The organism is Pantoea sp. GW821-FHT03E06, assembly GCF_059420725.1.
This window is the reverse complement of record NZ_JBWKUG010000001.1, coordinates 4,136,479-4,158,546: the sequence shown is the minus strand read 5'-3', so window position 1 is coordinate 4,158,546 and position 22,068 is coordinate 4,136,479. Positions and strand designations below refer to the sequence as shown.

17 protein-coding genes, 1 tRNA gene and 3 rRNA genes are annotated in these 22,068 nt (G+C 52.3%); 17 read left to right on the top strand and 4 right to left on the bottom strand.

Translation table 11 applies throughout. The features are described 5' to 3' along the window. Positions 1–80 precede the first annotated feature (80 nt). From AC07WB_RS19445 to rbsR, 7 genes are all read left to right on the top strand, one after another. Positions 81–476 (top strand): YgiW/YdeI family stress tolerance OB fold protein, encoded by a 396-nt coding sequence (locus AC07WB_RS19445; RefSeq protein WP_097095524.1) that lies wholly within the window; start codon positions 81–83, stop codon positions 474–476. 172 nt (positions 477–648) lie between these two features. Beyond that, positions 649–1,068 (top strand): D-ribose pyranase, encoded by a 420-nt coding sequence (rbsD, locus tag AC07WB_RS19440; protein ID WP_097095525.1) that lies wholly within the window; start codon positions 649–651, stop codon positions 1,066–1,068. Between the two features lie 7 nt (positions 1,069–1,075). Then, positions 1,076–2,584 carry a ribose ABC transporter ATP-binding protein RbsA gene (gene rbsA, locus AC07WB_RS19435; RefSeq protein ID WP_345827665.1) on the top strand — a complete coding sequence of 503 codons (1,509 nt, stop codon included), beginning with the start codon at positions 1,076–1,078 and terminating at the stop codon, positions 2,582–2,584. After that, positions 2,581–3,552, top strand: a complete 972-nt coding sequence (rbsC, locus tag AC07WB_RS19430) for a ribose ABC transporter permease (RefSeq protein WP_345827667.1) — start codon at positions 2,581–2,583, stop codon at positions 3,550–3,552. The genes rbsA and rbsC overlap by 4 nt, the downstream gene beginning before the upstream one ends. A gap of 26 nt (positions 3,553–3,578) precedes the next feature. Continuing rightward, entirely contained in the window at positions 3,579–4,454 is an 876-nt protein-coding gene (gene rbsB / locus AC07WB_RS19425) for a ribose ABC transporter substrate-binding protein RbsB (RefSeq protein ID WP_097095528.1), read from the top strand. Positions 4,455–4,518: 64 nt separating this feature from the next. Further along, positions 4,519–5,448, top strand: coding sequence for a ribokinase (gene rbsK, locus AC07WB_RS19420; protein WP_494941039.1), 930 nt, complete (start codon positions 4,519–4,521; stop codon positions 5,446–5,448). A 4-nt stretch (positions 5,449–5,452) separates the two neighbouring features. Then, positions 5,453–6,445 (top strand): ribose operon transcriptional repressor RbsR, encoded by a 993-nt coding sequence (gene rbsR / locus AC07WB_RS19415; RefSeq protein ID WP_370659788.1) that lies wholly within the window; start codon positions 5,453–5,455, stop codon positions 6,443–6,445. Here the strand turns inward: rbsR and mdtD are convergent. Then, positions 6,442–7,845: a multidrug transporter subunit MdtD gene (gene mdtD, locus AC07WB_RS19410; RefSeq protein ID WP_097095531.1), complete on the bottom strand. Its 1,404-nt coding sequence runs from the start codon at positions 7,843–7,845 to the stop codon at positions 6,442–6,444. The genes rbsR and mdtD overlap by 4 nt on opposite strands. Positions 7,846–8,400: 555 nt before the next feature. Between mdtD and AC07WB_RS19405 the strand changes: the two genes are divergently transcribed. The 4 genes from AC07WB_RS19405 to rrf all read left to right on the top strand — a co-directional run bounded on the left by AC07WB_RS19405 (position 8,401) and on the right by rrf (position 13,441). Further along, positions 8,401–9,941, top strand: a 16S ribosomal RNA gene (locus tag AC07WB_RS19405). An 89-nt stretch (positions 9,942–10,030) separates the two neighbouring features. Further along, a tRNA-Glu gene (locus AC07WB_RS19400) sits at positions 10,031–10,105 on the top strand. Between the two features lie 213 nt (positions 10,106–10,318). Continuing rightward, a 23S ribosomal RNA gene (locus AC07WB_RS19395) occupies positions 10,319–13,223 on the top strand. 102 nt (positions 13,224–13,325) lie between these two features. Next, positions 13,326–13,441: ribosomal RNA gene (rrf, locus tag AC07WB_RS19390) — 5S ribosomal RNA — on the top strand. The 16S, 23S and 5S rRNA genes sit together here with 1 tRNA gene alongside, the layout of an rRNA operon. Before the next feature lie 92 nt (positions 13,442–13,533). Here the strand turns inward: rrf and mobB are convergent. Together mobB and mobA are read right to left on the bottom strand one after the other, a co-directional pair. After that, complete coding sequence (gene mobB / locus AC07WB_RS19385) at positions 13,534–14,031, bottom strand: molybdopterin-guanine dinucleotide biosynthesis protein MobB (RefSeq protein WP_097095532.1); 498 nt, start codon at positions 14,029–14,031, stop codon at positions 13,534–13,536. Next, positions 14,028–14,603 carry a molybdenum cofactor guanylyltransferase MobA gene (mobA, locus tag AC07WB_RS19380; RefSeq protein ID WP_494941038.1) on the bottom strand — a complete coding sequence of 192 codons (576 nt, stop codon included), beginning with the start codon at positions 14,601–14,603 and terminating at the stop codon, positions 14,028–14,030. Before mobA ends, mobB begins: the two co-directional genes overlap by 4 nt. A 72-nt stretch (positions 14,604–14,675) precedes the next feature. Here mobA and AC07WB_RS19375 point away from each other — a divergent pair, with 72 nt between their 5' ends. The 5 genes from AC07WB_RS19375 (at position 14,676) to spfP (ending at position 20,122) form a co-directional block, all read left to right on the top strand. Further along, positions 14,676–14,951 carry a YihD family protein gene (locus tag AC07WB_RS19375; RefSeq protein WP_494941037.1) on the top strand — a complete coding sequence of 92 codons (276 nt, stop codon included), beginning with the start codon at positions 14,676–14,678 and terminating at the stop codon, positions 14,949–14,951. 46 nt (positions 14,952–14,997) lie between these two features. Continuing rightward, positions 14,998–15,984, top strand: coding sequence for a serine/threonine protein kinase (locus tag AC07WB_RS19370; protein ID WP_494941036.1), 987 nt, complete (start codon positions 14,998–15,000; stop codon positions 15,982–15,984). Positions 15,985–16,010: 26 nt separating this feature from the next. Continuing rightward, entirely contained in the window at positions 16,011–16,640 is a 630-nt protein-coding gene (gene dsbA / locus AC07WB_RS19365; protein WP_097095536.1) for a thiol:disulfide interchange protein DsbA, read from the top strand. Between the two features lie 370 nt (positions 16,641–17,010). Further along, positions 17,011–19,800 carry a DNA polymerase I gene (gene polA, locus AC07WB_RS19360; protein WP_494941035.1) on the top strand — a complete coding sequence of 930 codons (2,790 nt, stop codon included), beginning with the start codon at positions 17,011–17,013 and terminating at the stop codon, positions 19,798–19,800. A 274-nt stretch (positions 19,801–20,074) separates the two neighbouring features. Then, the gene (gene spfP / locus AC07WB_RS19355) at positions 20,075–20,122 is read left to right on the top strand and encodes a small protein SpfP (protein ID WP_071892919.1); all 48 of its coding nucleotides are present in this window, start codon (positions 20,075–20,077) and stop codon (positions 20,120–20,122) included. A 72-nt stretch (positions 20,123–20,194) separates the two neighbouring features. On the opposite strand, the gene yihA is transcribed toward spfP, so the two are convergent. Next, entirely contained in the window at positions 20,195–20,836 is a 642-nt protein-coding gene (gene yihA / locus AC07WB_RS19350; RefSeq protein ID WP_345827678.1) for a ribosome biogenesis GTP-binding protein YihA/YsxC, read from the bottom strand. Positions 20,837–21,391: 555 nt separating this feature from the next. On the opposite strand from yihA, the gene yihI reads away from it, so the two are divergent. Then, positions 21,392–21,913, top strand: coding sequence for a Der GTPase-activating protein YihI (gene yihI / locus AC07WB_RS19345; protein ID WP_097095539.1), 522 nt, complete (start codon positions 21,392–21,394; stop codon positions 21,911–21,913). Positions 21,914–22,068: the final 155 nt, after the last annotated feature.

Sequence of the window (22,068 nt, the reverse complement as noted above, 5' to 3'; positions counted from 1 at the left end):
CGTTCTCTTAAGATCCTGTTAAGAACCTTATGGTGAAATAGCGCATGTAAACCAACACATTCATGGAAACGAGGTGAGAAATGAAAAAATCTGCTGCTTTATTCGCGATTGTCGCGCTGGCTGCTACGCCGGTTCTTGCTGCGCAGCAAGGGGGTTTTGTGGATCCCACTGCACCAACGGCACAGGTCAAGTCTGGTGGTTTCAAAGCCGATAACACTAGCATCGTCACGGTGAAACAGGCCGAAGAGATGAAAGACGATAGCTGGATTACCGTACGCGGTACGCTGGAGAAGCAAATTGGTGATGAGGATTATCAGTTCCGCGATGCTACTGGCACCATGAAGGTCGAAATCGATCATAAACGCTGGAACGGTTTGACCATCACACCGAAGGATCAGGTGGAGCTGACCGGTGAACTGGATAAGGATTTCAACGCGATCGAACTGGACGTGAAACAGGTACGTAAACTGCCATAATTTCCTCCCCGGTGCCGCGTAAGCGGCTCCGCCATCCCACCAAACTCAAATTCCCGCTGGCACAAGCGAAACGTTTCGATGGCGATCACATTTCCGTAATGTCGTCATTGAGTTGCCGCGCGCATTTTATACACTCCCGATCAGCGAAACGTTTCGCTGTGGAGTGGAAGAAATGAAAAAAGGTCGCTTGTTAAACGCTGAAGTCTCTCATGTGATTGCCCGCCTGGGGCACACCGATACGCTGACGATTGCAGATGCAGGCTTGCCGATTCCGGCCGGTCCACAGCGCATCGATCTGGCATTAACGCCGGGTACGCCCGAATTTTTACAGGTGGTCGACGTTATCACGCAGGAGATGCAGGTCGAAAGCGCCCTGATGGCGGAGGAGATTAAACAGCATAATCCGCCGCTCCACAGCGCACTGCTCGCCGTGCTCGAAGCCTTGCAACGGCACCAGGGGAATGTCATCACCATCCGTTACACCAGCCATGAACAATTCAAACAACAGACACAGCGCAGTCAGGCGGTCATTCGCAGCGGAGAGTGTTCTCCGTATGCGAATGTCATCCTGAGCGCTGGCGTGACCTTCTGAGGCCGTTATGCAACCGTTATTGCAACTCAAAGGGATTGAAAAATCTTTTCCGGGCGTGAAAGCGCTGAATGGCGCCTCGCTTGCCGTCTATCCTGGCCGCGTGATGGCGCTGGTGGGCGAAAACGGTGCCGGTAAATCTACCATGATGAAAGTGCTGACCGGCATTTACAGCATGGACGCCGGCTCCATGCAGTGGCTGGGTAAGGATGTGGCGTTCTCGGGCCCGAAAGCTTCGCAGGAAGCGGGCATTGGTATTATCCATCAGGAACTGAACCTGATTCCGCAGCTGACCGTCGCCGAAAATATTTTCCTTGGTCGTGAATTTGTTAACCGCTTTGGCCGCATCGAATGGAAAAAGATGTATGCCGCGGCGGATGGACTGTTACAACGCCTTAATCTGCGCTTCAGCAGCCACAAGCTGGTGGGCGATTTGTCGATTGGCGATCAGCAGATGGTTGAGATCGCGAAAGTGCTTAGCTTCGAGTCAAAAGTCATCATTATGGATGAACCGACCGATGCGCTCACCGATACCGAAACGCTGTCGCTGTTCCGCGTGATCAACGAACTAAAAGCGCAGGGCTGCGGCATTGTCTATATCTCGCACCGCATGAAAGAGATCTTTGAGATTTGCGATGACGTCACCGTGTTCCGTGACGGGCAGTTTATTGCCGAGCGCGCGGTCAGCGATCTCAGCGAAGAGAGCCTGATCGAGATGATGGTGGGGCGCAAACTGGAAGATCAATATCCACGCATTGATCAACAACCCGGCGAGATCCGTTTAAAAGTCGAAAACCTGAGCGGGCCGGGCGTTGATAACGTCAGCTTTACGCTGCGTAAAGGGGAAATCCTTGGCGTGTCTGGCCTGATGGGCGCGGGCCGCACTGAACTGATGAAAGTGCTGTACGGCGCGCTGCCACGCAGCAAAGGCAAAGTCACGCTGAATGGACGTGAGATCGTGACCCGCTCACCGCAGGATGGCTTAGCGAACGGCATCGTCTATATCTCCGAAGACCGCAAGCGCGATGGCCTGGTGCTCGGCATGTCGGTGAAAGAGAACATGTCGCTGACCGCGCTGCGCTATTTCAGTACCGGCGCGGGCAATCTCCGGCACAGCGATGAGCAGCTGGCGGTGGGCGATTTTATCCGCCTGTTCAACGTTAAAACCCCCTCCATGGAGCAGCCGATTGGGCTGCTGTCCGGTGGTAATCAGCAGAAAGTAGCGATTGCGCGCGGTCTGATGACACGCCCCGATGTGCTGATTCTTGATGAGCCAACACGCGGCGTCGACGTTGGGGCGAAAAAAGAGATCTATCAGTTAATTAACCAGTTTAAAGCCGAAGGGCTGAGCATCATTTTGGTGTCGTCAGAAATGCCGGAAGTGTTGGGCATGAGCGATCGCATCGTGGTAATGCATGAAGGCCATCTGAGTGGCGAATTTTCCCGTGAGCAGGCTACCCAGGAATCCCTGATGGCGGCGGCAGTCGGTAAGCAACACAGCGAGGAGTTAGTTGTATGAGCACCCAAACCTTACCCGCCAGCCGCCGCTGGTTCAGCAAAGCCTGGCTGCTGGAGCAGAAATCCCTGATTGCGTTGATCGTGCTGATCGCCGTGGTCGCCAGCCAGAGCCCAAATTTCTTTACGCTGCCGAATATGTTCAACATTCTGCAGCAGACGTCGGTCAACGCCATCATGGCGGTGGGGATGACGCTGGTGATTCTGACTTCAGGCATTGATTTGTCGGTGGGATCGCTGCTGGCGCTGACGGGCGCGGTAGCGGCATCAATTGTCGGATTAGAAGTGAATGCGCTGGTCGCCGTAGCGGCTTCGCTGGCGCTCGGCGCGGCAATTGGCGCTCTTACCGGTGTAATAGTCGCACGCGGCAAGGTGCAGGCTTTTATCGCCACGCTGGTGATGATGCTGCTGCTGCGCGGCGTCACTATGGTTTATACCAACGGCAGCCCAATCAATACCGGTTTCAACGATAACGCCGATCTGTTCGGCTGGTTCGGTATTGGCCGCCCGCTGGGCATCCCAACGCCGGTTTGGCTGATGGCAGTGGTATTTGCACTCGCGTGGTACATGCTGCATCACACGCGCCTCGGACGTTACATCTACGCGCTGGGCGGTAACGAAGCGGCTACACGCTTATCCGGTATCAGCGTTAACCGCGTCAAAATCATCGTCTATTCGCTGTGCGGCCTGCTGGCGGCATTGGCAGGCACCATCGAAGTGGCACGCCTCTCTTCCGCACAACCCACGGCGGGTACCGGTTATGAACTGGATGCCATTGCCGCGGTGGTGCTGGGCGGCACCAGCCTGGCGGGCGGTAAAGGCCGCATCATGGGCACGCTGATTGGTGCGCTGATCCTCGGCTTCCTGAATAACGGCCTGAATCTGATGGGCGTATCGTCTTACTACCAAATGATTGTTAAAGCCGTCGTCATTCTGCTAGCGGTGCTGGTGGATAACAAAAGCAGTAAATAACTCTGACCTTCACACAGGATTTAAAAATGAAAAAGTTAACTGCATTGGCCGTCATTCTTGGCGCCACCCTCAGTGCTGGCGCAATGGCCAAGGACACCATTGCTCTGGTGGTTTCAACCCTGAATAATCCGTTCTTTGTGTCACTGAAAGATGGCGCACAGAAAGAAGCTGATCAACTGGGTTATAACCTTGTCGTGCTGGATTCGCAGAACAACCCGGCGAAAGAGCTGGCGAACGTGCAGGATCTGACCGTACGCGGCACCAAGCTGCTGCTGATCAACCCAACCGATTCTGATGCGGTAGGCAACGCGGTGAAAATGGCGAACCAGGCGAACATTCCGGTGATCACTCTGGACCGTGTTGCTGCGCAAGGTACCGTGGTGAGCCACGTTGCTTCTGACAACCGTTTCGGCGGCAAAATGGCCGGTGACTTCATCGCTAAAAAGCTGGGCGATGGCGCGAAAATCATTGAACTGCAGGGCATTGCCGGTACGTCTGCGGCGCGCGAGCGTGGCGAAGGCTTTAAACAAGCGGCAGATGCGCACAAATTCAACATCCTGGCGAGCCAGCCTGCTGACTTTGACCGTACTAAAGGTTTGAACGTCATGCAGAACCTGCTGCAGGGCCATCCGGATGTGCAGGCGGTGTTCGCACAGAATGACGAAATGGCGCTGGGCGCGCTGCGTGCGCTGCAAACGGCCGGTAAAACCGACGTGCTGGTGGTGGGCTTCGATGGCACTGCTGACGGCGTGAAAGCGGTAGAATCGGGTAAACTGACCGCTACTGTGGCACAGATGCCAGACAAAATTGGCGTGATTGGCGTGCAGACCGCCGATAAAGTACTGAAAGGCGAGAAGGTGCAGTCGGTGAACCCGGTTGACCTGAAGCTGGTGACTAAATAATAAGTAAAGAAAAGCAGGGCAACGCGCCACCTTCCCGGTGGCGCATCTTTCTGGATGAATCCCAATGAGCAAACGCGCAAAACTGGCCGTTCTCGGCAGCATTAATGCCGATCACATCCTTAACCTCACCCACTTTCCACGTCCGGGCGAAACGGTGATCGGGAAACAGTATCAAATTGCCTTTGGCGGCAAAGGGGCCAATCAGGCGGTGGCCGCTGGCCGTGCCGGTGCTGACATTGCCTTTATTGCCTGCGTCGGTGCCGATGATATTGGCGCACGCATTCGTCAGCAGCTGCAGCAGGATCGCATTGATACTGCGCCGGTCGAAATCGTTGCGGATGAAGCCACCGGTGTGGCGATGATCTTCGTGAATGGCGAAGGCGAAAATAATATCGGCATTTATTCCGGCGCCAATGCAGCGCTGACGCCGGCTCGCGTTGCACACCATCAGCAGGTAATTGCCGATGCCGATGCGTTACTGATGCAGCTGGAATCACCGCTGGAAAGCGTACTGGCGGCGGCGAAAATTGCCCGTGAGCAGCATACCCAGGTCATTCTCAATCCCGCGCCGGCTACACAGCTTTCTAATGAGCTGCTCGGATTGATTGACATCATCACGCCAAATGAAACCGAAGCAGAAATTCTCACCGGCATCGCGGTAAAGAACGATGAAGACGCAGCGCGTGCCGCGCAGGCATTGCATGCCAAAGGTATTGCTACCGTATTAATCACGTTAGGCCGTCGCGGCGTGTGGCTGAGTGAACAAGGAAACGGCGTGCGTATTCCGGGCTTCAGCGTGCAGGCCATCGATACCATCGCTGCGGGCGATACCTTTAACGGTGCGTTTATCACCGCGCGTCTGGAAGGTGTGGCGATGCATGATGCCGTGCGTTTCGCCCATGCCGCCGCGGCGATTGCGGTGACGCGTCCAGGCGCGCAGCCCTCAGTGCCGTGGCGCACTGAGATCGACGCCTTCCTGCAACAACAGGGTTAAGCGCTTGGCTACCATGAAAGATGTCGCCCGCCTGGCGGGCGTCTCGACCTCCACCGTTTCGCACGTCATCAATAACAATCGCTTTGTTAGCGAACAGGTGCGGGAAAAGGTCGATCAGGCGATTCGCGAACTCAACTATGCGCCGTCCGCGCTGGCGCGCAGCCTGAAGATTAAGCAAACGCGCACCATTGGCATGTTGCTGACCGCCAGCAGCAACCCGTTTTACTCCGAAGTGGTGCGCGGCGTGGAAAACAGCTGTTACGAACGCGGCTATAGCCTGATTCTGTGCAATACCGAAGGTGATGAAGAACGCATGAACCGCAGCCTCGAAACGCTGATGCAAAAGCGTGTCGATGGTTTGCTAATGATGTGTACCGAAACGCATCTGCCTTCAGCGGAGATCCTCAATCGTTATCCGTCGGTGCCGATGGTGATGATGGACTGGGCACCGTTTGAAGGACGGGGTGACATCATTCAGGATAACGCCCTGCTCGGCGGCGAACTGGCTACCCAGCATCTGATCGATCGCGGCTATACGCGCATCGCGTGTATTGCGGGTCCACAGGATAAAACCCCGGCGCGTTTGCGTCTTGAGGGTTTCCATAAAGCGATGGTTAATAGCGGGTTGTTGGTACCGCCGGGCTATGTCGTTGATGGTGATTTTGAGTTTCAGGGCGGTTTTAACGCCATGAATCAATTACTGACTTTAGATTCGTTGCCTGAAGCGGTCTTTACCAGCAACGATGCGATGGCCGTTGGCGTCTATCACGCCTTGTTTCAGGCTGGATTGCGTGTGCCGCAGGATATTGCGGTGATGGGCTATGACAACATCGAGCTGGCGCGTTACCTGACGCCGCCGCTCAGCACCGTCCATCAACCGAAAGATGAGCTCGGCGAACTGGCGATTGATACCTTGATACATCGCATGAGCGATCCCGACGCCAGTCAGCAAACGCTGGTGCTGACGCCGGAGCTGGTAGAACGTGGTTCGGTTTAAACCGCTTTTTTCTTTTTCTCGCGGTTGGCGATGAGATTTCGGCCATCGCCTGGACGCAACATCATAAAGGTAAAGGCCGACAACACGGTGACAACGCCCATCGTTAGGAAGGTGGCGTGGAATTGCTGCACGGTGGTCGTCTCGAAATCCTGATAAAAACGCAGCACCGCGGCGCTAACTGCCACACCAAAGCTGATCGACAGCTGCTGCGTGACTGCCAGCACACTGTTCCCCCCGCTGGCGTTCTCATCATTCAAATCTGCGAGCGTTATGGTGTTCATTGCGGTGAACTGTGTCGACATCGCCATACCCAAAATCAATAGCGCTGCCAGCAGCATAACTACGCTCCCGCCCGGTGATTGCAATGAGAACGTCGCGATGAGTACACCGATAATCATTGTGATGCCAACCAACGTACGGCGATAACCGAGACGCCGAAGCACTTGCGTCACCGTGGATTTAGCCAGTATTGCGCCAATCGCGGTTGGTCCCATCATGCATCCTGCGATTATCGCAGGATAACCAAAGCCCACCTGTAACATCAGCGGCATCAGGAAGGGGATACAACCTGTACCCAGACGTGAGGCAATATTGCCAAGGATGCCGACCGAGAAGGTGCGGGTTTTGAACATGGGAAGATTGATCAGCGGTGCTGCATGACGCCGTGCATGCACAATATAAAGAAGCAGTAACACAATACCGCTTACTAACACCAATACGGCTTGCCATGGCAACACGACGCGCTCGCCAAACAGTTCGATGCCAACGGAAATCAGCACAAGGCCCAAACCAAACAGCAGGAAGCCTAAAAAATCAAAGCGACGTTTTGGCGTGGTGAAGTCTGGCATATATTTACGCGCATAAAAGATGCCTGCGATGCCGATTGGAATGTTGATCAGGAATATCCAGTGCCAGCTGGCGTAGGTTACCAGCAAGCCACCGAGCATCGGGCCGAGAATCGGTCCAACTAAACCCGGCATAGTGACGAAGTTCAAAACGGGTAGCAGTTCGCTACGCGGATAAGCACGCAGCAGTGCCAGGCGCGCGACGGGCATCATCATTGCTCCGCCAATCCCTTGTATCACGCGTGAAATCACCAACATGCTCAGTGAGCCAGATAAGGCACAAGCCAGTGAACCCAAGGTAAACAGCGAAACGGCAAGAATGAAGATTTTGCGTGTGCCGTAGCGATCGGCCAGCCAGCCACTTACCGGGATCAGCATCGCTACCGTTAACGTGTAACTGATGATGGCGGATTGCATGGCGAGTGGAGAGCGTTCAAGGCTGGTGGCAATAGCGGGAAGCGCAGTATTAAGGATGGTGGCGTCGAGGGCTTGCATGAAAAACGCCATGGCGGCGATCCAGGGCAAACCGGCCATACTGCGCGCGGAGCGAATCATTGAAAATCCTTCTCTAATAATTGTCAGCCTACAACAAAGTTAATTGCATTTGGCTAAACAGAATAGCATTGGAGTTTAAGGTGGTGGCGCTGATTTATGTCACTGCATTGGCGATTTTGACTGATTCTTCAGCGAGAAATGTCTGTTTTTAACGCGTTCGTTTAAAAAAGAGGCGCTCAGTTATTTTTTTACAGGAAATGCTTGTCAGCTCCGAATAACTCCCTATAATGCGCCACCACTGAGACGGCAAAGCGGCAACGCAGGCGGCTCAGCAGGGAGTGAAGAAATTCATCCCGCCGGATGAAAGCGCTGAAAAAAGTGTTTGACTCTGAAGAGGGAAAGCGTAATATACGCCACCTCGCGACAGGCGGTTAACCCGCTGCTCGCAACGCTCTTTAACAATTTATCAGACAATCTGTGTGGGCACTCGCAGGATTGATATCAGCGTCTCCGGACGTAAAAAAATATCAAAGCCTCACGAGTGAACACATAATGAAATTCATTATGACGTTTTACAGATGAGCATCGCTGCACTTGTTGCAGCAAATCAAACTTAAATTGAAGAGTTTGATCATGGCTCAGATTGAACGCTGGCGGCAGGCCTAACACATGCAAGTCGGACGGTAGCACAGAGAGCTTGCTCTCGGGTGACGAGTGGCGGACGGGTGAGTAATGTCTGGGAAACTGCCCGATGGAGGGGGATAACTACTGGAAACGGTAGCTAATACCGCATAACGTCGCAAGACCAAAGTGGGGGACCTTCGGGCCTCACACCATCGGATGTGCCCAGATGGGATTAGCTAGTAGGTGGGGTAATGGCTCACCTAGGCGACGATCCCTAGCTGGTCTGAGAGGATGACCAGCCACACTGGAACTGAGACACGGTCCAGACTCCTACGGGAGGCAGCAGTGGGGAATATTGCACAATGGGCGCAAGCCTGATGCAGCCATGCCGCGTGTATGAAGAAGGCCTTCGGGTTGTAAAGTACTTTCAGCGGGGAGGAAGGCGGTGAGGTTAATAACCTCACCGATTGACGTTACCCGCAGAAGAAGCACCGGCTAACTCCGTGCCAGCAGCCGCGGTAATACGGAGGGTGCAAGCGTTAATCGGAATTACTGGGCGTAAAGCGCACGCAGGCGGTCTGTCAAGTCGGATGTGAAATCCCCGGGCTTAACCTGGGAACTGCATTCGAAACTGGCAGGCTAGAGTCTTGTAGAGGGGGGTAGAATTCCAGGTGTAGCGGTGAAATGCGTAGAGATCTGGAGGAATACCGGTGGCGAAGGCGGCCCCCTGGACAAAGACTGACGCTCAGGTGCGAAAGCGTGGGGAGCAAACAGGATTAGATACCCTGGTAGTCCACGCCGTAAACGATGTCGACTTGGAGGTTGTTCCCTTGAGGAGTGGCTTCCGGAGCTAACGCGTTAAGTCGACCGCCTGGGGAGTACGGCCGCAAGGTTAAAACTCAAATGAATTGACGGGGGCCCGCACAAGCGGTGGAGCATGTGGTTTAATTCGATGCAACGCGAAGAACCTTACCTACTCTTGACATCCACGGAACTTGGCAGAGATGCTTTGGTGCCTTCGGGAACCGTGAGACAGGTGCTGCATGGCTGTCGTCAGCTCGTGTTGTGAAATGTTGGGTTAAGTCCCGCAACGAGCGCAACCCTTATCCTTTGTTGCCAGCGGGTAATGCCGGGAACTCAAAGGAGACTGCCAGTGATAAACTGGAGGAAGGTGGGGATGACGTCAAGTCATCATGGCCCTTACGAGTAGGGCTACACACGTGCTACAATGGCGCATACAAAGAGAAGCGACCTCGCGAGAGCAAGCGGACCTCATAAAGTGCGTCGTAGTCCGGATCGGAGTCTGCAACTCGACTCCGTGAAGTCGGAATCGCTAGTAATCGTAGATCAGAATGCTACGGTGAATACGTTCCCGGGCCTTGTACACACCGCCCGTCACACCATGGGAGTGGGTTGCAAAAGAAGTAGGTAGCTTAACCTTCGGGAGGGCGCTTACCACTTTGTGATTCATGACTGGGGTGAAGTCGTAACAAGGTAACCGTAGGGGAACCTGCGGTTGGATCACCTCCTTACCTGAAGATACCTTCCCGCGAAGTGCTCACACAGATTGTCTGATAGAAAAGTAATGAGCAAGACGGCTGCGAAGTCGTGACACTACCGTGTCCCCTTCGTCTAGCGGTTAGGACTCCGCCCTTTCACGGCGGCAACAGGGGTTCGAATCCCCTAGGGGACGCCACTTGCTTGGTGACAGGTGAAAGGTGTCTCCACGACGTATCTCAAAACTGACGTAACCGTCATGTTTGAGATACTGCTCTTTAACAATCCGGAACAAGCTGAAAATTGAAACGACGTGTTGGTTCATTTCTCCGTAATAAGAAATGAATAACAACATGTTCGAGTCTCTCAATGCCTGCAGTCCCAAGCGTTGCAAAACGCCTGTGGGTTGTGAGGTTAAGCGACTAAGCGTACACGGTGGATGCCCTGGCAGTCAGAGGCGATGAAGGACGTGCTAATCTGCGTAAAGCGTCGGTAAGGTGATATGAACCGCTACAGCCGACGATGTCCGAATGGGGAAACCCGGTGCACCCAGTGCATCATCGCAACATGAATACATAGTGTTGCGAGGCGAACCCGGGGAACTGAAACATCTAAGTACCCGGAGGAAAAGAAATCAACCGAGATTCCCCCAGTAGCGGCGAGCGAACGGGGAGCAGCCCAGAACCTGAATCAGTTTGTGCATTAGTGGAAGCGTCTGGAAAGTCGCACGACACCGGGTGATAGTCCCGTACACGAAAGTGCACATTCTGTGAGTTCGAAGAGTAGGGCGGGACACGTGGTATCCTGTCTGAATATGGGGGGACCATCCTCCAAGGCTAAATACTCCTGACTGACCGATAGTGAACCAGTACCGTGAGGGAAAGGCGAAAAGAACCCCGGCGAGGGGAGTGAAACAGAACCTGAAACCGTGTACGTACAAGCAGTGGGAGCCTCTTTATGGGGTGACTGCGTACCTTTTGTATAATGGGTCAGCGACTTATATTCTGTAGCAAGGTTAACCGTATAGGGGAGCCGCAGGGAAACCGAGTCTTAACTGGGCGTTAAGTTGCAGGGTATAGACCCGAAACCCGGTGATCTAGCCATGGGCAGGTTGAAGGTTGGGTAACACTAACTGGAGGACCGAACCGACTAATGTTGAAAAATTAGCGGATGACTTGTGGCTGGGGGTGAAAGGCCAATCAAACCGGGAGATAGCTGGTTCTCCCCGAAAGCTATTTAGGTAGCGCCTCGTGAACTCATCCTCGGGGGTAGAGCACTGTTTCGGCTAGGGGGCCATCCCGGCTTACCAACCCGATGCAAACTGCGAATACCGAGGAATGTTATCACGGGAGACACACGGCGGGTGCTAACGTCCGTCGTGAAGAGGGAAACAACCCAGACCGCCAGCTAAGGTCCCAAAGTCATGGTTAAGTGGGAAACGATGTGGGAAGGCACAGACAGCCAGGATGTTGGCTTAGAAGCAGCCATCATTTAAAGAAAGCGTAATAGCTCACTGGTCGAGTCGGCCTGCGCGGAAGATGTAACGGGGCTAAACCATGCACCGAAGCTGCGGCAGCGACACTATGTGTTGTTGGGTAGGGGAGCGTTCTGTAAGCCGTTGAAGGTGTGCTGTGAGGCATGCTGGAGGTATCAGAAGTGCGAATGCTGACATAAGTAACGATAAAGCGGGTGAAAAGCCCGCTCGCCGGAAGACCAAGGGTTCCTGTTCAACGTTAATCGGAGCAGGGTGAGTCGACCCCTAAGGCGAGGCTGAAAAGCGTAGTCGATGGGAAGCAGGTTAATATTCCTGCACTTGGTGTTACTGCGAAGGGGGGACGGAGAAGGCTAGGTTATCCGGGCGACGGTTGTCCCGGTTTAAGCGTGTAGGCTGACATCTTTGGTAAATCCGGGGTGTCTTAAGGCTGAGGCGTGACGACGAGCCACCACGGTGGTGAAGTAACTGATGCCCTGCTTCCAGGAAAAGCCTCTAAGCTCCAGGTAACACGAAATCGTACCCCAAACCGACACAGGTGGTCAGGTAGAGAATACCAAGGCGCTTGAGAGAACTCGGGTGAAGGAACTAGGCAAAATGGTGCCGTAACTTCGGGAGAAGGCACGCTGGCGCGTAGGTGAAGGGACTTGCTCCCGGAGCTGAAGCCAGTCGAAGATACCAGCTGGCTGCAACTGTTTATTAAAAACACAGCACTGTGCAAACACGAAAGTGGACGTATACGGTGTGACGCCTGCCCGGTGCCGGAAGGTTAATTGATGGGGTTATCCGCAAGGAGAAGCTCTTGATCGAAGCCCCGGTAAACGGCGGCCGTAACTATAACGGTCCTAAGGTAGCGAAATTCCTTGTCGGGTAAGTTCCGACCTGCACGAATGGCGTAATGATGGCCAGGCTGTCTCCACCCGAGACTCAGTGAAATTGAAATCGCTGTGAAGATGCAGTGTACCCGCGGCAAGACGGAAAGACCCCGTGAACCTTTACTATAGCTTGACACTGAACATTGAGCCTTGATGTGTAGGATAGGTGGGAGGCTTTGAAGCGTGGACGCCAGTCTGCGTGGAGCCAACCTTGAAATACCACCCTTTAATGTTTGATGTTCTAACGTAGGCCCGTAATCCGGGCTGCGGACAGTGTCTGGTGGGTAGTTTGACTGGGGCGGTCTCCTCCCAAAGAGTAACGGAGGAGCACGAAGGTTGGCTAATCCTGGTCGGACATCAGGAGGTTAGTGCAATGGCATAAGCCAGCTTGACTGCGAGAGTGACGGCTCGAGCAGGTGCGAAAGCAGGTCATAGTGATCCGGTGGTTCTGAATGGAAGGGCCATCGCTCAACGGATAAAAGGTACTCCGGGGATAACAGGCTGATACCGCCCAAGAGTTCATATCGACGGCGGTGTTTGGCACCTCGATGTCGGCTCATCACATCCTGGGGCTGAAGTAGGTCCCAAGGGTACGGCTGTTCGCCGTTTAAAGTGGTACGCGAGCTGGGTTTAGAACGTCGTGAGACAGTTCGGTCCCTATCTGCCGTGGGCGCTGGAGAATTGAGGGGGGTTGCTCCTAGTACGAGAGGACCGGAGTGAACGCACCACTGGTGTTCGGGTTGTCATGCCAATGGCACTGCCCGGTAGCTAAGTGCGGAAAAGATAAGTGCTGAAAGCATCTAAGCACGAAACTTGCCCCGAGATGAGTTCTCCCTGACTCCTTGAGAGTCCTGAAGGGACGTTGAAGACTACGACGTTGATAGGCCGGGTGTGTAAGCGCAGCGATGCGTTGAGCTAACCGGTACTAATGACCCGTGAGGCTTAACCTTACAACGCCAGAGGCGTTTTGGTGAGAGAGACCAGAGATTTTCAGCTTGTTTATGGATTGGTTTGCGGTGCCTGACAGGGCTTCGTGAACGAAACAGAATTTGCCTGGCGGCTTTAGCGCGGTGGTCCCACCTGACCCCATGCCGAACTCAGAAGTGAAACGCCGTAGCGCCGATGGTAGTGTGGGGTCTCCCCATGCGAGAGTAGGGAACTGCCAGGCATTAAATAAGTGAAGAAGCCCTGAACTGACGTTCAGGGCTTTTTTACGTCCAGGGAATAGCAAAAACAGCTAAAACAACATCTATCTCCATATTATTTCAGCCATTCAACAATAAAATCAGCAACCCTTTGCGGCTGGTTAATATCTAAAAGAGGCAATTTGATCTCTAAATCTTCGTCAGTGGCGATTGCGATCACATGACTGTCGAGTAAATCTTCAATCTCTCCCTTAACACCACGCCGCCAAAGCGCAATTTTAGGTACCGGCTCATCTTTGAAGCCTTCGACCAGTACCAAATCCAGCGTGGAAAGCTCCATTCTGGATGCTAATGCCACGAGATTAAGTGGCTGATTAGGCGTTTCAGACATCAAAGCCCATCGCTGATTACTGGCGACAATAACCTGATCCGCTCCAGCCTTGCGCAGCAAATAGCTGTCTTTTCCCGGCGTATCAATATCCATTTGATGATGCGTATGCTTAATCAATCCCGATCGTATTCCTTGCGCCTTTAGCAGCGGAATGACTTTTTCAAGGAGTGTGGTTTTCCCGGTTCCGCTCCAGGCAGTAAATGCCAGTAAAGGCACGTTCATGGCAAAGTTTCCTCATTTGCTAAATCGTCCGGCGTATTAATATTACGGAAGGATGATTCTGGGTCTAAAAATTCAACTGGATGTCCACCATGCTCACGTAAAAACTGCATGAGACGTCGCTCACCGCGCAGCAGCCAGGCCTCAAGCTCATCCGCTAGCGAGCAATTGACCAGTGCCAAAGCCGGATGGTCGCGCTGTGAAGATTTCACCCACACCGCAGGTGCTGTCCCTCGTTGCTGCCATAAACGAGCAACAAAATCGTGTGGAAGCCACGGGGTATCACAAGCAGAGAAAGCCACCCATTCAGTTTTACTGTGGCGCAGTCCGCTGAGCATGCCGGCCAGCGGTCCGGGATAATCCGGCATTGAATCTGTAACAACCTGACAACCACTTGCCTGATAGCGATCAATGTTACGGTTGGCACTTATCAACACAATATTGACCTGCGGTCGCAATTTCCGCAAAACGTGCTGATAAAGCGGTTGTCCCTGTAGCACCAGCAACCCTTTATCCTGTCCACCCATACGGTTGCCTTGCCCACCTGCGAGGATCACGCCGGTAAATGCTGTCATCTTCGTCTCCTTGCTTCATTCTGGACGATACTTACATAGCGGCAGCGTACCACTTGCATAAAGGAATCCATGATGAAATACCACCGTCTAAATGAACTGCTTGAACTCCTGCAGCCTGCATGGCAAAAGGATTCCGATCTCAACTTGTTGGCATTTTTACAAAAACTGGCGCAAGAATCTGGTTTCAGTGGCCCATTAAGTGAATTAACGGATGATGTATTGATTTACCATCTCAAAATGCGAGAAGCAGGTAGTGATGCAGAGATCCCCGGACTAAAAAAGGATTATGAAATGGACTTCAAAACCGCGCTATTACGAGCACGCGGTGTGATTAAGGATGATGAGTAGTGTTATCCTTGCGCATTAATAGCAAAGGTAATACACAGGCAAAATGATGAGCGAAGCCGCCTTTAATTTCCAGACGCTGAATCCCGATGTCATTCTAGATGCTCTTTGGGACGCGGGTCTGCGTGTCGAATCAGGCTTAACCGCCCTCAACAGCTACGAAAACCGCGTCTATCAATTTAGCGATGATGAGAAGCGACGCTACGTGGCGAAATTTTATCGTCCGCAGCGCTGGAGTGAACAACAAATCCTTGAAGAACATCAATTCACTCATGATCTGTTGGCCGATGAAGTGCCGGTAGCCGCACCGCTGAGCCTCAAGGGGAGCACGCTTAATCATCATGCCGGATTTATGTACGCGGTCTTCCCCAGTTTGGGTGGGCGGCAGTATGAAACTGACAATGAGGAACAGATGGAATGGGTTGGCCGCTTTCTTGGGCGAATTCATCAAACTGGCAGACAAAGTCCGTTTCAACAGCGCCCAACATTTGGACTGGAAGAGTATGTACTTCAACCGCGTTGTGAGCTGGAGCAAAGCGCATTAGTACCGACTTCTCTCAAAGATTCACTGCTTGCCGCCGTTGATAAGCTAGCCGCGACACTGCAGCAGCGTTGGCACACCGAATGGCAGCCGCTCAGGTTGCACGGCGACTGTCATCCCGGCAATATTTTGTGGCGTGAAGGCCCAATGTTTGTCGATCTTGATGATGCGCGCAGCGGACCGGCAGTGCAGGATTTATGGATGCTGATCAATGGCGATCGTCAGGAACAGTTGATTCAATGGGATATTTTGCTGGAAGCTTACAATGAATTCGGCGATTTCGATTTACATGAATTGTCACTGATTGAGCCTTTACGCGCTATGCGCATGGTTTATTATTTGGCCTGGGTGGTACGCCGCTGGCAGGACCCCGCATTTCCGCGCGCCTTTCCCTGGATGACAGATGAGGATTTTTGGCGCCGGCAGATTGGATTATTTATCGAGCAGGAAAGGCTGTTACACGAACCGCCGTTGCAGCTTAGCCCGCAATATTAATGAAGTACTCAGGAGATAGTTTCACGATGAAAAAGATCATGTTTGCGCTGGTAGGTCTAATGCTGGCATTTGGCGCCTCAGCGGCACAGTTCACTGATGGTAAGCAGTTTAATACTCTGCCAAAACCAGTGGCAGGTGAGCCGCAGGTTCTGGAGTTCTTCTCCTTCTTCTGCCCGCATTGCTACCAGTTCGAACGCGTTTATCACGTGAGCGATGCAGTGAAAAAGAACCTGCCGGCTGACACTAAAGTGACGAAATACCACGTTGATTTCCTTGGTGGCCAATTCGGTCCAATCGTTACTCAGGCATGGGCTGTTGCAATGGCGCTGGGCGTAGAAAGCAAAGTAACTGCACCGATATTCGACGGTATTCAGAAGACCCAAACCGTGACCGATGCAGCGAGCCTGAAAGAGACCTTTATTAAAGCAGCCGGTATTTCTTCTGAAGATTACGATGCTGCGTGGAATAGCTTCGCAGTAAAAGCGCTGGTTGCTCAGCAACAGAAAGCCGCTGCGGATGTCAATCTTCAAGGTGTGCCAGCGATCTTTGTTAACGGCAAATACATGGTTAACAACGGTGGGTTAGACACCAGCTCAATGGACAATTTCGTTGCCGATTACGCCAACGTAGTGAAGTTCCTGGTTGAAAAGAAGTAATTTAGCCTAATAAAAATGCCGACATTGTCGGCATTTTTATTTTATATATCGCCTTGTTATTCTCTCGTCTCGATTATTCCCCTTCACTAAATATCCACATGGACGATCGTCTTTTCATTTTGGTGCGTTAAGTCGCAAAAACTAAATAACTATTTGATTTTAATCAGGTTGTGAAATAAATATAATTACAATTAACGGAAATAACAATACGTTATGATTTTTACGCACAAACTTATCCACAACCCGATCCTTGCGATCGGCCCCGCGTAACGATGAAAAAGATCCTGACATCTCTGAGCGCATTCAACATTCTCCTCCGGTTGTGGCATCCTTATAGCCCTCAACATCGCAACGAAGAAAATACGAACCTATGGCGCAAATTGCAGAAAACCCCCTGATTCTGGTCGACGGCTCATCTTATCTATACCGTGCATATCATGCCTTTCCGCCGCTAACGAACAGTGCGGGCGAGCCAACTGGCGCCATGTACGGTGTGCTCAACATGCTCAAAAGCTTGCTGATGCAGTATCAACCCAGCCATGTGGCTGTGGTCTTCGATGCCAAAGGAAAAACCTTCCGCGATGAGTTATTTGAGCACTACAAATCGCATCGTCCACCTATGCCGGATGATCTGCGTGCGCAGATTGAGCCTCTGCATGAAATGGTGAAAGCGATGGGCCTGCCGCTGTTAGCGGTATCTGGCGTTGAGGCAGATGACGTCATCGGTACGCTGGCGCAGCAGGCGGAAAAACGTGGTCGTCCGGTACTGATTAGCACCGGTGATAAAGACATGGCGCAGCTGGTGACGCCGGCGATTACGCTGATTAACACCATGACGAATACCGTGCTAGGTCCGGAAGAGGTTGAGCAAAAATATGGCGTGCCACCGGAATTGATTATCGATTTTCTCGCCATGATGGGTGACAGTTCAGATAACATCCCTGGCGTGCCGGGCGTGGGTGAGAAGACTGCCCAAGCCTTGCTGCAGGGGTTGGGCGGGATGCAATCAATTTACGATAATCTCGACAAAGTGGCCGAGCTCTCCTTCCGCGGTGCGAAAACCATGGCGGCGAAACTGGAACAGAATCGTGAAGTGGCCTTCCTTTCTTATCAGCTGGCAACGATCAAAACTGACGTTGAACTTGACCTAACCTGCGATCAACTTACGGTCAATGAACCGGACGTGGTCGCACTGCAAACGTTATTCAGCCGGTTTGAATTCAAACGCTGGATCGCTGATTTGCAGGATGGATCCTGGCTACAGGGTAAAAAGAGCAATATTCAGGCCCAGAAAACCCAGCTTAATGAGCCTGCCACACCTGCAGTGGAAACCACCAGCGTACTCTCCGCGGATGGCTACGTTACCATTCTCGATGAGGCGACATTTGCTGAGTGGTTGCAGAAGCTGAAAAGCGCCGAGCTGTTCGCTTTCGATCTGGAAACCGATTCACTGGATACGCTCAGTGCCAACATTGTTGGTATTGCATTTGCCGTTGCACCGGGAGAAGCGGCATATCTACCGGTTGGCCATGATTATCTTGATGCACCAGACCAGCTTGACCGTAGCGAGGTAATGAAACAGCTGAAACCCTTGCTGGAAGATGGCAAAGCGGCAAAGGTTGGGCAGAACCTTAAATATGATCGCGGCGTGTTGAAGAATTACGATATTGAGCTGAACGGCATCAAGTTCGACACCATGCTGGAGTCCTATTGCCTCAACAGCGTGGGAGGTAAACATGATATGGATAGCCTGGCCGCACGCTGGCTGAACCATAAAACGGTGACCTTTGAAGAGATCGCAGGAAAAGGGAAAAACCAGCTCACCTTCAACCAGATCGCCATTGAGCAAGCAGGGCACTATGCTGCTGAAGACGCGGATGTCACCCTGCAACTGCATTTGAAAATTTGGGCGAAGCTGGAGCCTGAAGCCGGGCCGAAGAAGGTATTTGAAGAGATTGAAATGCCTTTGTTAAAGGTCATCTCGCGCATTGAACGCAATGGCGTGCTGATTGATCAAAACATTCTGGCAAAACACTCTCAGGAACTTACCACCCGCGTGGCGGAACTGGAGCTAAAGGCTCATGAGCTGGCGGGCGAGCCATTTAATCTCTCATCACCTAAGCAGCTGCAAACCATTCTGTTTGAAAAGCAGGGTATTAAGCCGACGAAAAAAACCCCCGGTGGCGCCCCTTCCACCAGTGAAGAAGTGTTGGCCGAACTGGCGCTGGATTATCCGTTGCCGAAGGTCATCCTCGAGCATCGCGGTCTCTCCAAGCTAAAATCGACCTATACCGACAAGCTGCCGCAGATGATCAATCCGGTAACGGGTCGCGTGCATACGTCCTATCATCAGGCGGTAACGGCGACGGGGCGACTCTCTTCCACCGATCCTAACTTGCAAAATATCCCTGTGCGCAACGAAGAAGGCCGCCGTATTCGCCAGGCGTTTATTGCTGGGCCGGGCAATATTATTGTTGCTGCGGACTATTCACAGATTGAGCTGCGTATTATGGCGCATCTGTCGCAAGATAAAGGCTTGCTGGAGGCCTTTGCACAAGGGGAAGACATCCACCGTGCGACTGCGGCAGAAGTGTTTGGCGTCACGCTCAGTAAGGTTTCTGGCGAGCAGCGTCGCAGTGCTAAAGCCATCAACTTTGGGCTGATCTACGGGATGAGCGCTTTTGGCCTTTCACGTCAGTTGAATATTGGCGCGGGCGAGGCGAAGAAATACATGGACCTCTACTTTGAACGTTATCCGGGCGTGCTGCGCTATATGGAAGAGACGCGTTCAAAAGCAGCCGAAAAAGGCTATGTCGAAACGCTCGATGGTCGTCGTCTATGGTTGCCGGATATCACCTCCAGCAATGCGATCCGTCGTAAAGCTGCCGAACGCGCTGCAATCAACGCCCCAATGCAAGGCACGGCTGCAGATATCATCAAGCGTGCCATGATTGCGGTAGATGGTTGGCTGTTAGAGCAAAAGGACGATGCCGTACGGATGATTATGCAGGTCCACGATGAACTGGTGTTTGAGATCCGCAGCGATGCGGTGGACGGCGCGATAAAGAGCATCCGTGCACTGATGGAAAACAGCATGAAGCTGGATGTGCCGTTGCAGGTTGAAGTTGGAACCGGTGATAACTGGGATGAGGCACACTGATGCTGCCAGTCAGCGGCAAATGTCAGCCGCTGACACCATCATAAGAAAAAAGTTTACTTAATCGGTTCAGCCACGTCGCAAAGCGGCCTTCAGGATACGCGTTTTGTAACTGCCTAACGGCTAAGCATTTTTTTAGTAATTAAACTACATCGCACGCGTGAAAGTGTGATGAGCTTAGTAAAAAAGATGCCAAACTCTGAAAGTTAGCAACAAAAAACCCTTTGTAGGGCGCAGAAAATCAGGTAGAGTTTATCGCGTAGGGTACAGAGGTAAGATGTTCTATCTTTCAGACCTTTTACTTCACGTAATCGGATTTGGCTGAATATTTAGCCGCCCCAGTCATTTATGACTGGGGCGTTTTTTATTGGGCTTTCTCTCAAAAGCCGTTGCGAAATTACTCTTCGCTCTCTTCGCCGTCGCCTTCCTGTGCTGGCTCCAGTTCGTTAAACCAGCTATCCAGTTTCTTGCGCACAATATCAACGCCCATCTTCTTCAGTGAAGAAAACATTTCCACCTGGACATCGCCATTGAACGCCAGCGAGGCCTCACGCACCATGGTGAGTTGCGCTTTACGTGCGCCAGATGCCAGCTTATCGGCTTTGGTAAGCAGCACCAGCACTGGAATTTGGCTCTGAACTGCCCATTCAATCATGTTCTGATCGAGGTCTTTCAGCGGGTGGCGAATATCCATCAATACCACCAGCCCTTTCAGCGCCTGACGTTTTTGCAGATATTCTGCCAGCGAGCGCTGCCATTTACGTTTCATCTCCTCCGGCACCTGGGCATAGCCGTAACCGGGCAAATCGACCAGACATTTACCTTCAACCACTTCAAACAGGTTAATTAGCTGAGTTCGACCTGGCGTTTTACTGGTACGAGCCAGACCTTTTTGATTGGTAATGGTGTTCAGCGCGCTGGATTTGCCTGCATTCGAGCGCCCGGCAAAAGCAACTTCAATACCCACATCCGCCGGTAGGTGGCGAATATCAGGGGCGCTGAGCATGAAATGGGTCATGTGATAGTTCAAAGCAGACAAAGTGAAACTCCAGCAAAATGAATCGGGCAATGGGGCTGATTATACCTGTAATGGCGCAAAAGTGCCCGATAGCGTCTTAACACGCCATTTTGTAAGAGATCTAGGATTTTTACTGCCAGTTATTACCGTTTCATTGAAAGTTAATCTTTAGTTTAAAGGTTATTTTTCAATAGCTTGGTTTGTTTATGGGAAATACCGCTCTTAATTAGAGACAAGTCTCACTTGTTCATTTTACCCATTAGTCTACATTTGTTGTCAGTGCACGGCAGCACCCATCAGGATGATGAGCTCAGGAGCGTCGGGGATGACCAAGAGCATGGCAGGAAGCGATTCAGGTAGGAATCGGACAGGGAAAGGGAATAATCGCAGGAGCGATGTGGCGAGGGAGCAACCGGGACGTTGTGAGCCGTAAAGGATTTATCACGTGTTTCCTTCGGATGAAGGTGCGAAATAAGGCGATAGCACAGGCTATCGCCTTTTTTCTTTGCTTACTTTCTGCTAGATTTCGCCGCAATTCTATACTGAACTCACAAAGCATCGCCGAGACCGGACACCATGAAGCAACCTGCATCAGCCCCGCGTGGCAAACCTGCTGCGAAAGCCAAACGCAAATCGCGTGAAGACCTCAATCAGGAAGCGCGCGATCGCAAACGCGACAAAAAGCACAGCGGCCACAAATCTGGCAGCCGTGCTAATCCAGAAACGCAAACTGCTGGCAAAGGCCAGGGTAAAAAGGTTCAGGATCCGCGCCTGGGCAGCAAAACCCCTATTGCACTCGTTGCTGATGGTAAAACCCAGCCGGCGAAGAAGCCCGCTGCCAAACCGAAGCCAAAAGCGGAGAAAGTTCGTCTGACGCCACAAGAAGAGCTGGCGAAGCTGGAAAATGATGAACGTCTGGATACCTTATTGGATCGCCTGGAAAACGGTGAAACCCTCAGCGGCGAAGATCAGGCCTGGCTGGATCAAACCTTAGATCGCATCGACGAACTGATGGAAGCGCTGGGCATCGCACTTGATGATGAAGTAGAAGATGAGCAGGCCGAAGAAGATATGATGCGCCTGCTAAAAGGTAATTAAGGCCAATTTTGATCGGCATGCGTATAAAGGCATGCCGCGCTAAACAGGTATTCACCTATGCTTTGGCCTGGATCAATTTTCGCGCTGTTGCTGACATGTTATCTGATCTGGTTATTGTTTAAACTACGCCGCCTGTCGCGTCTGAAGTCGCGTTT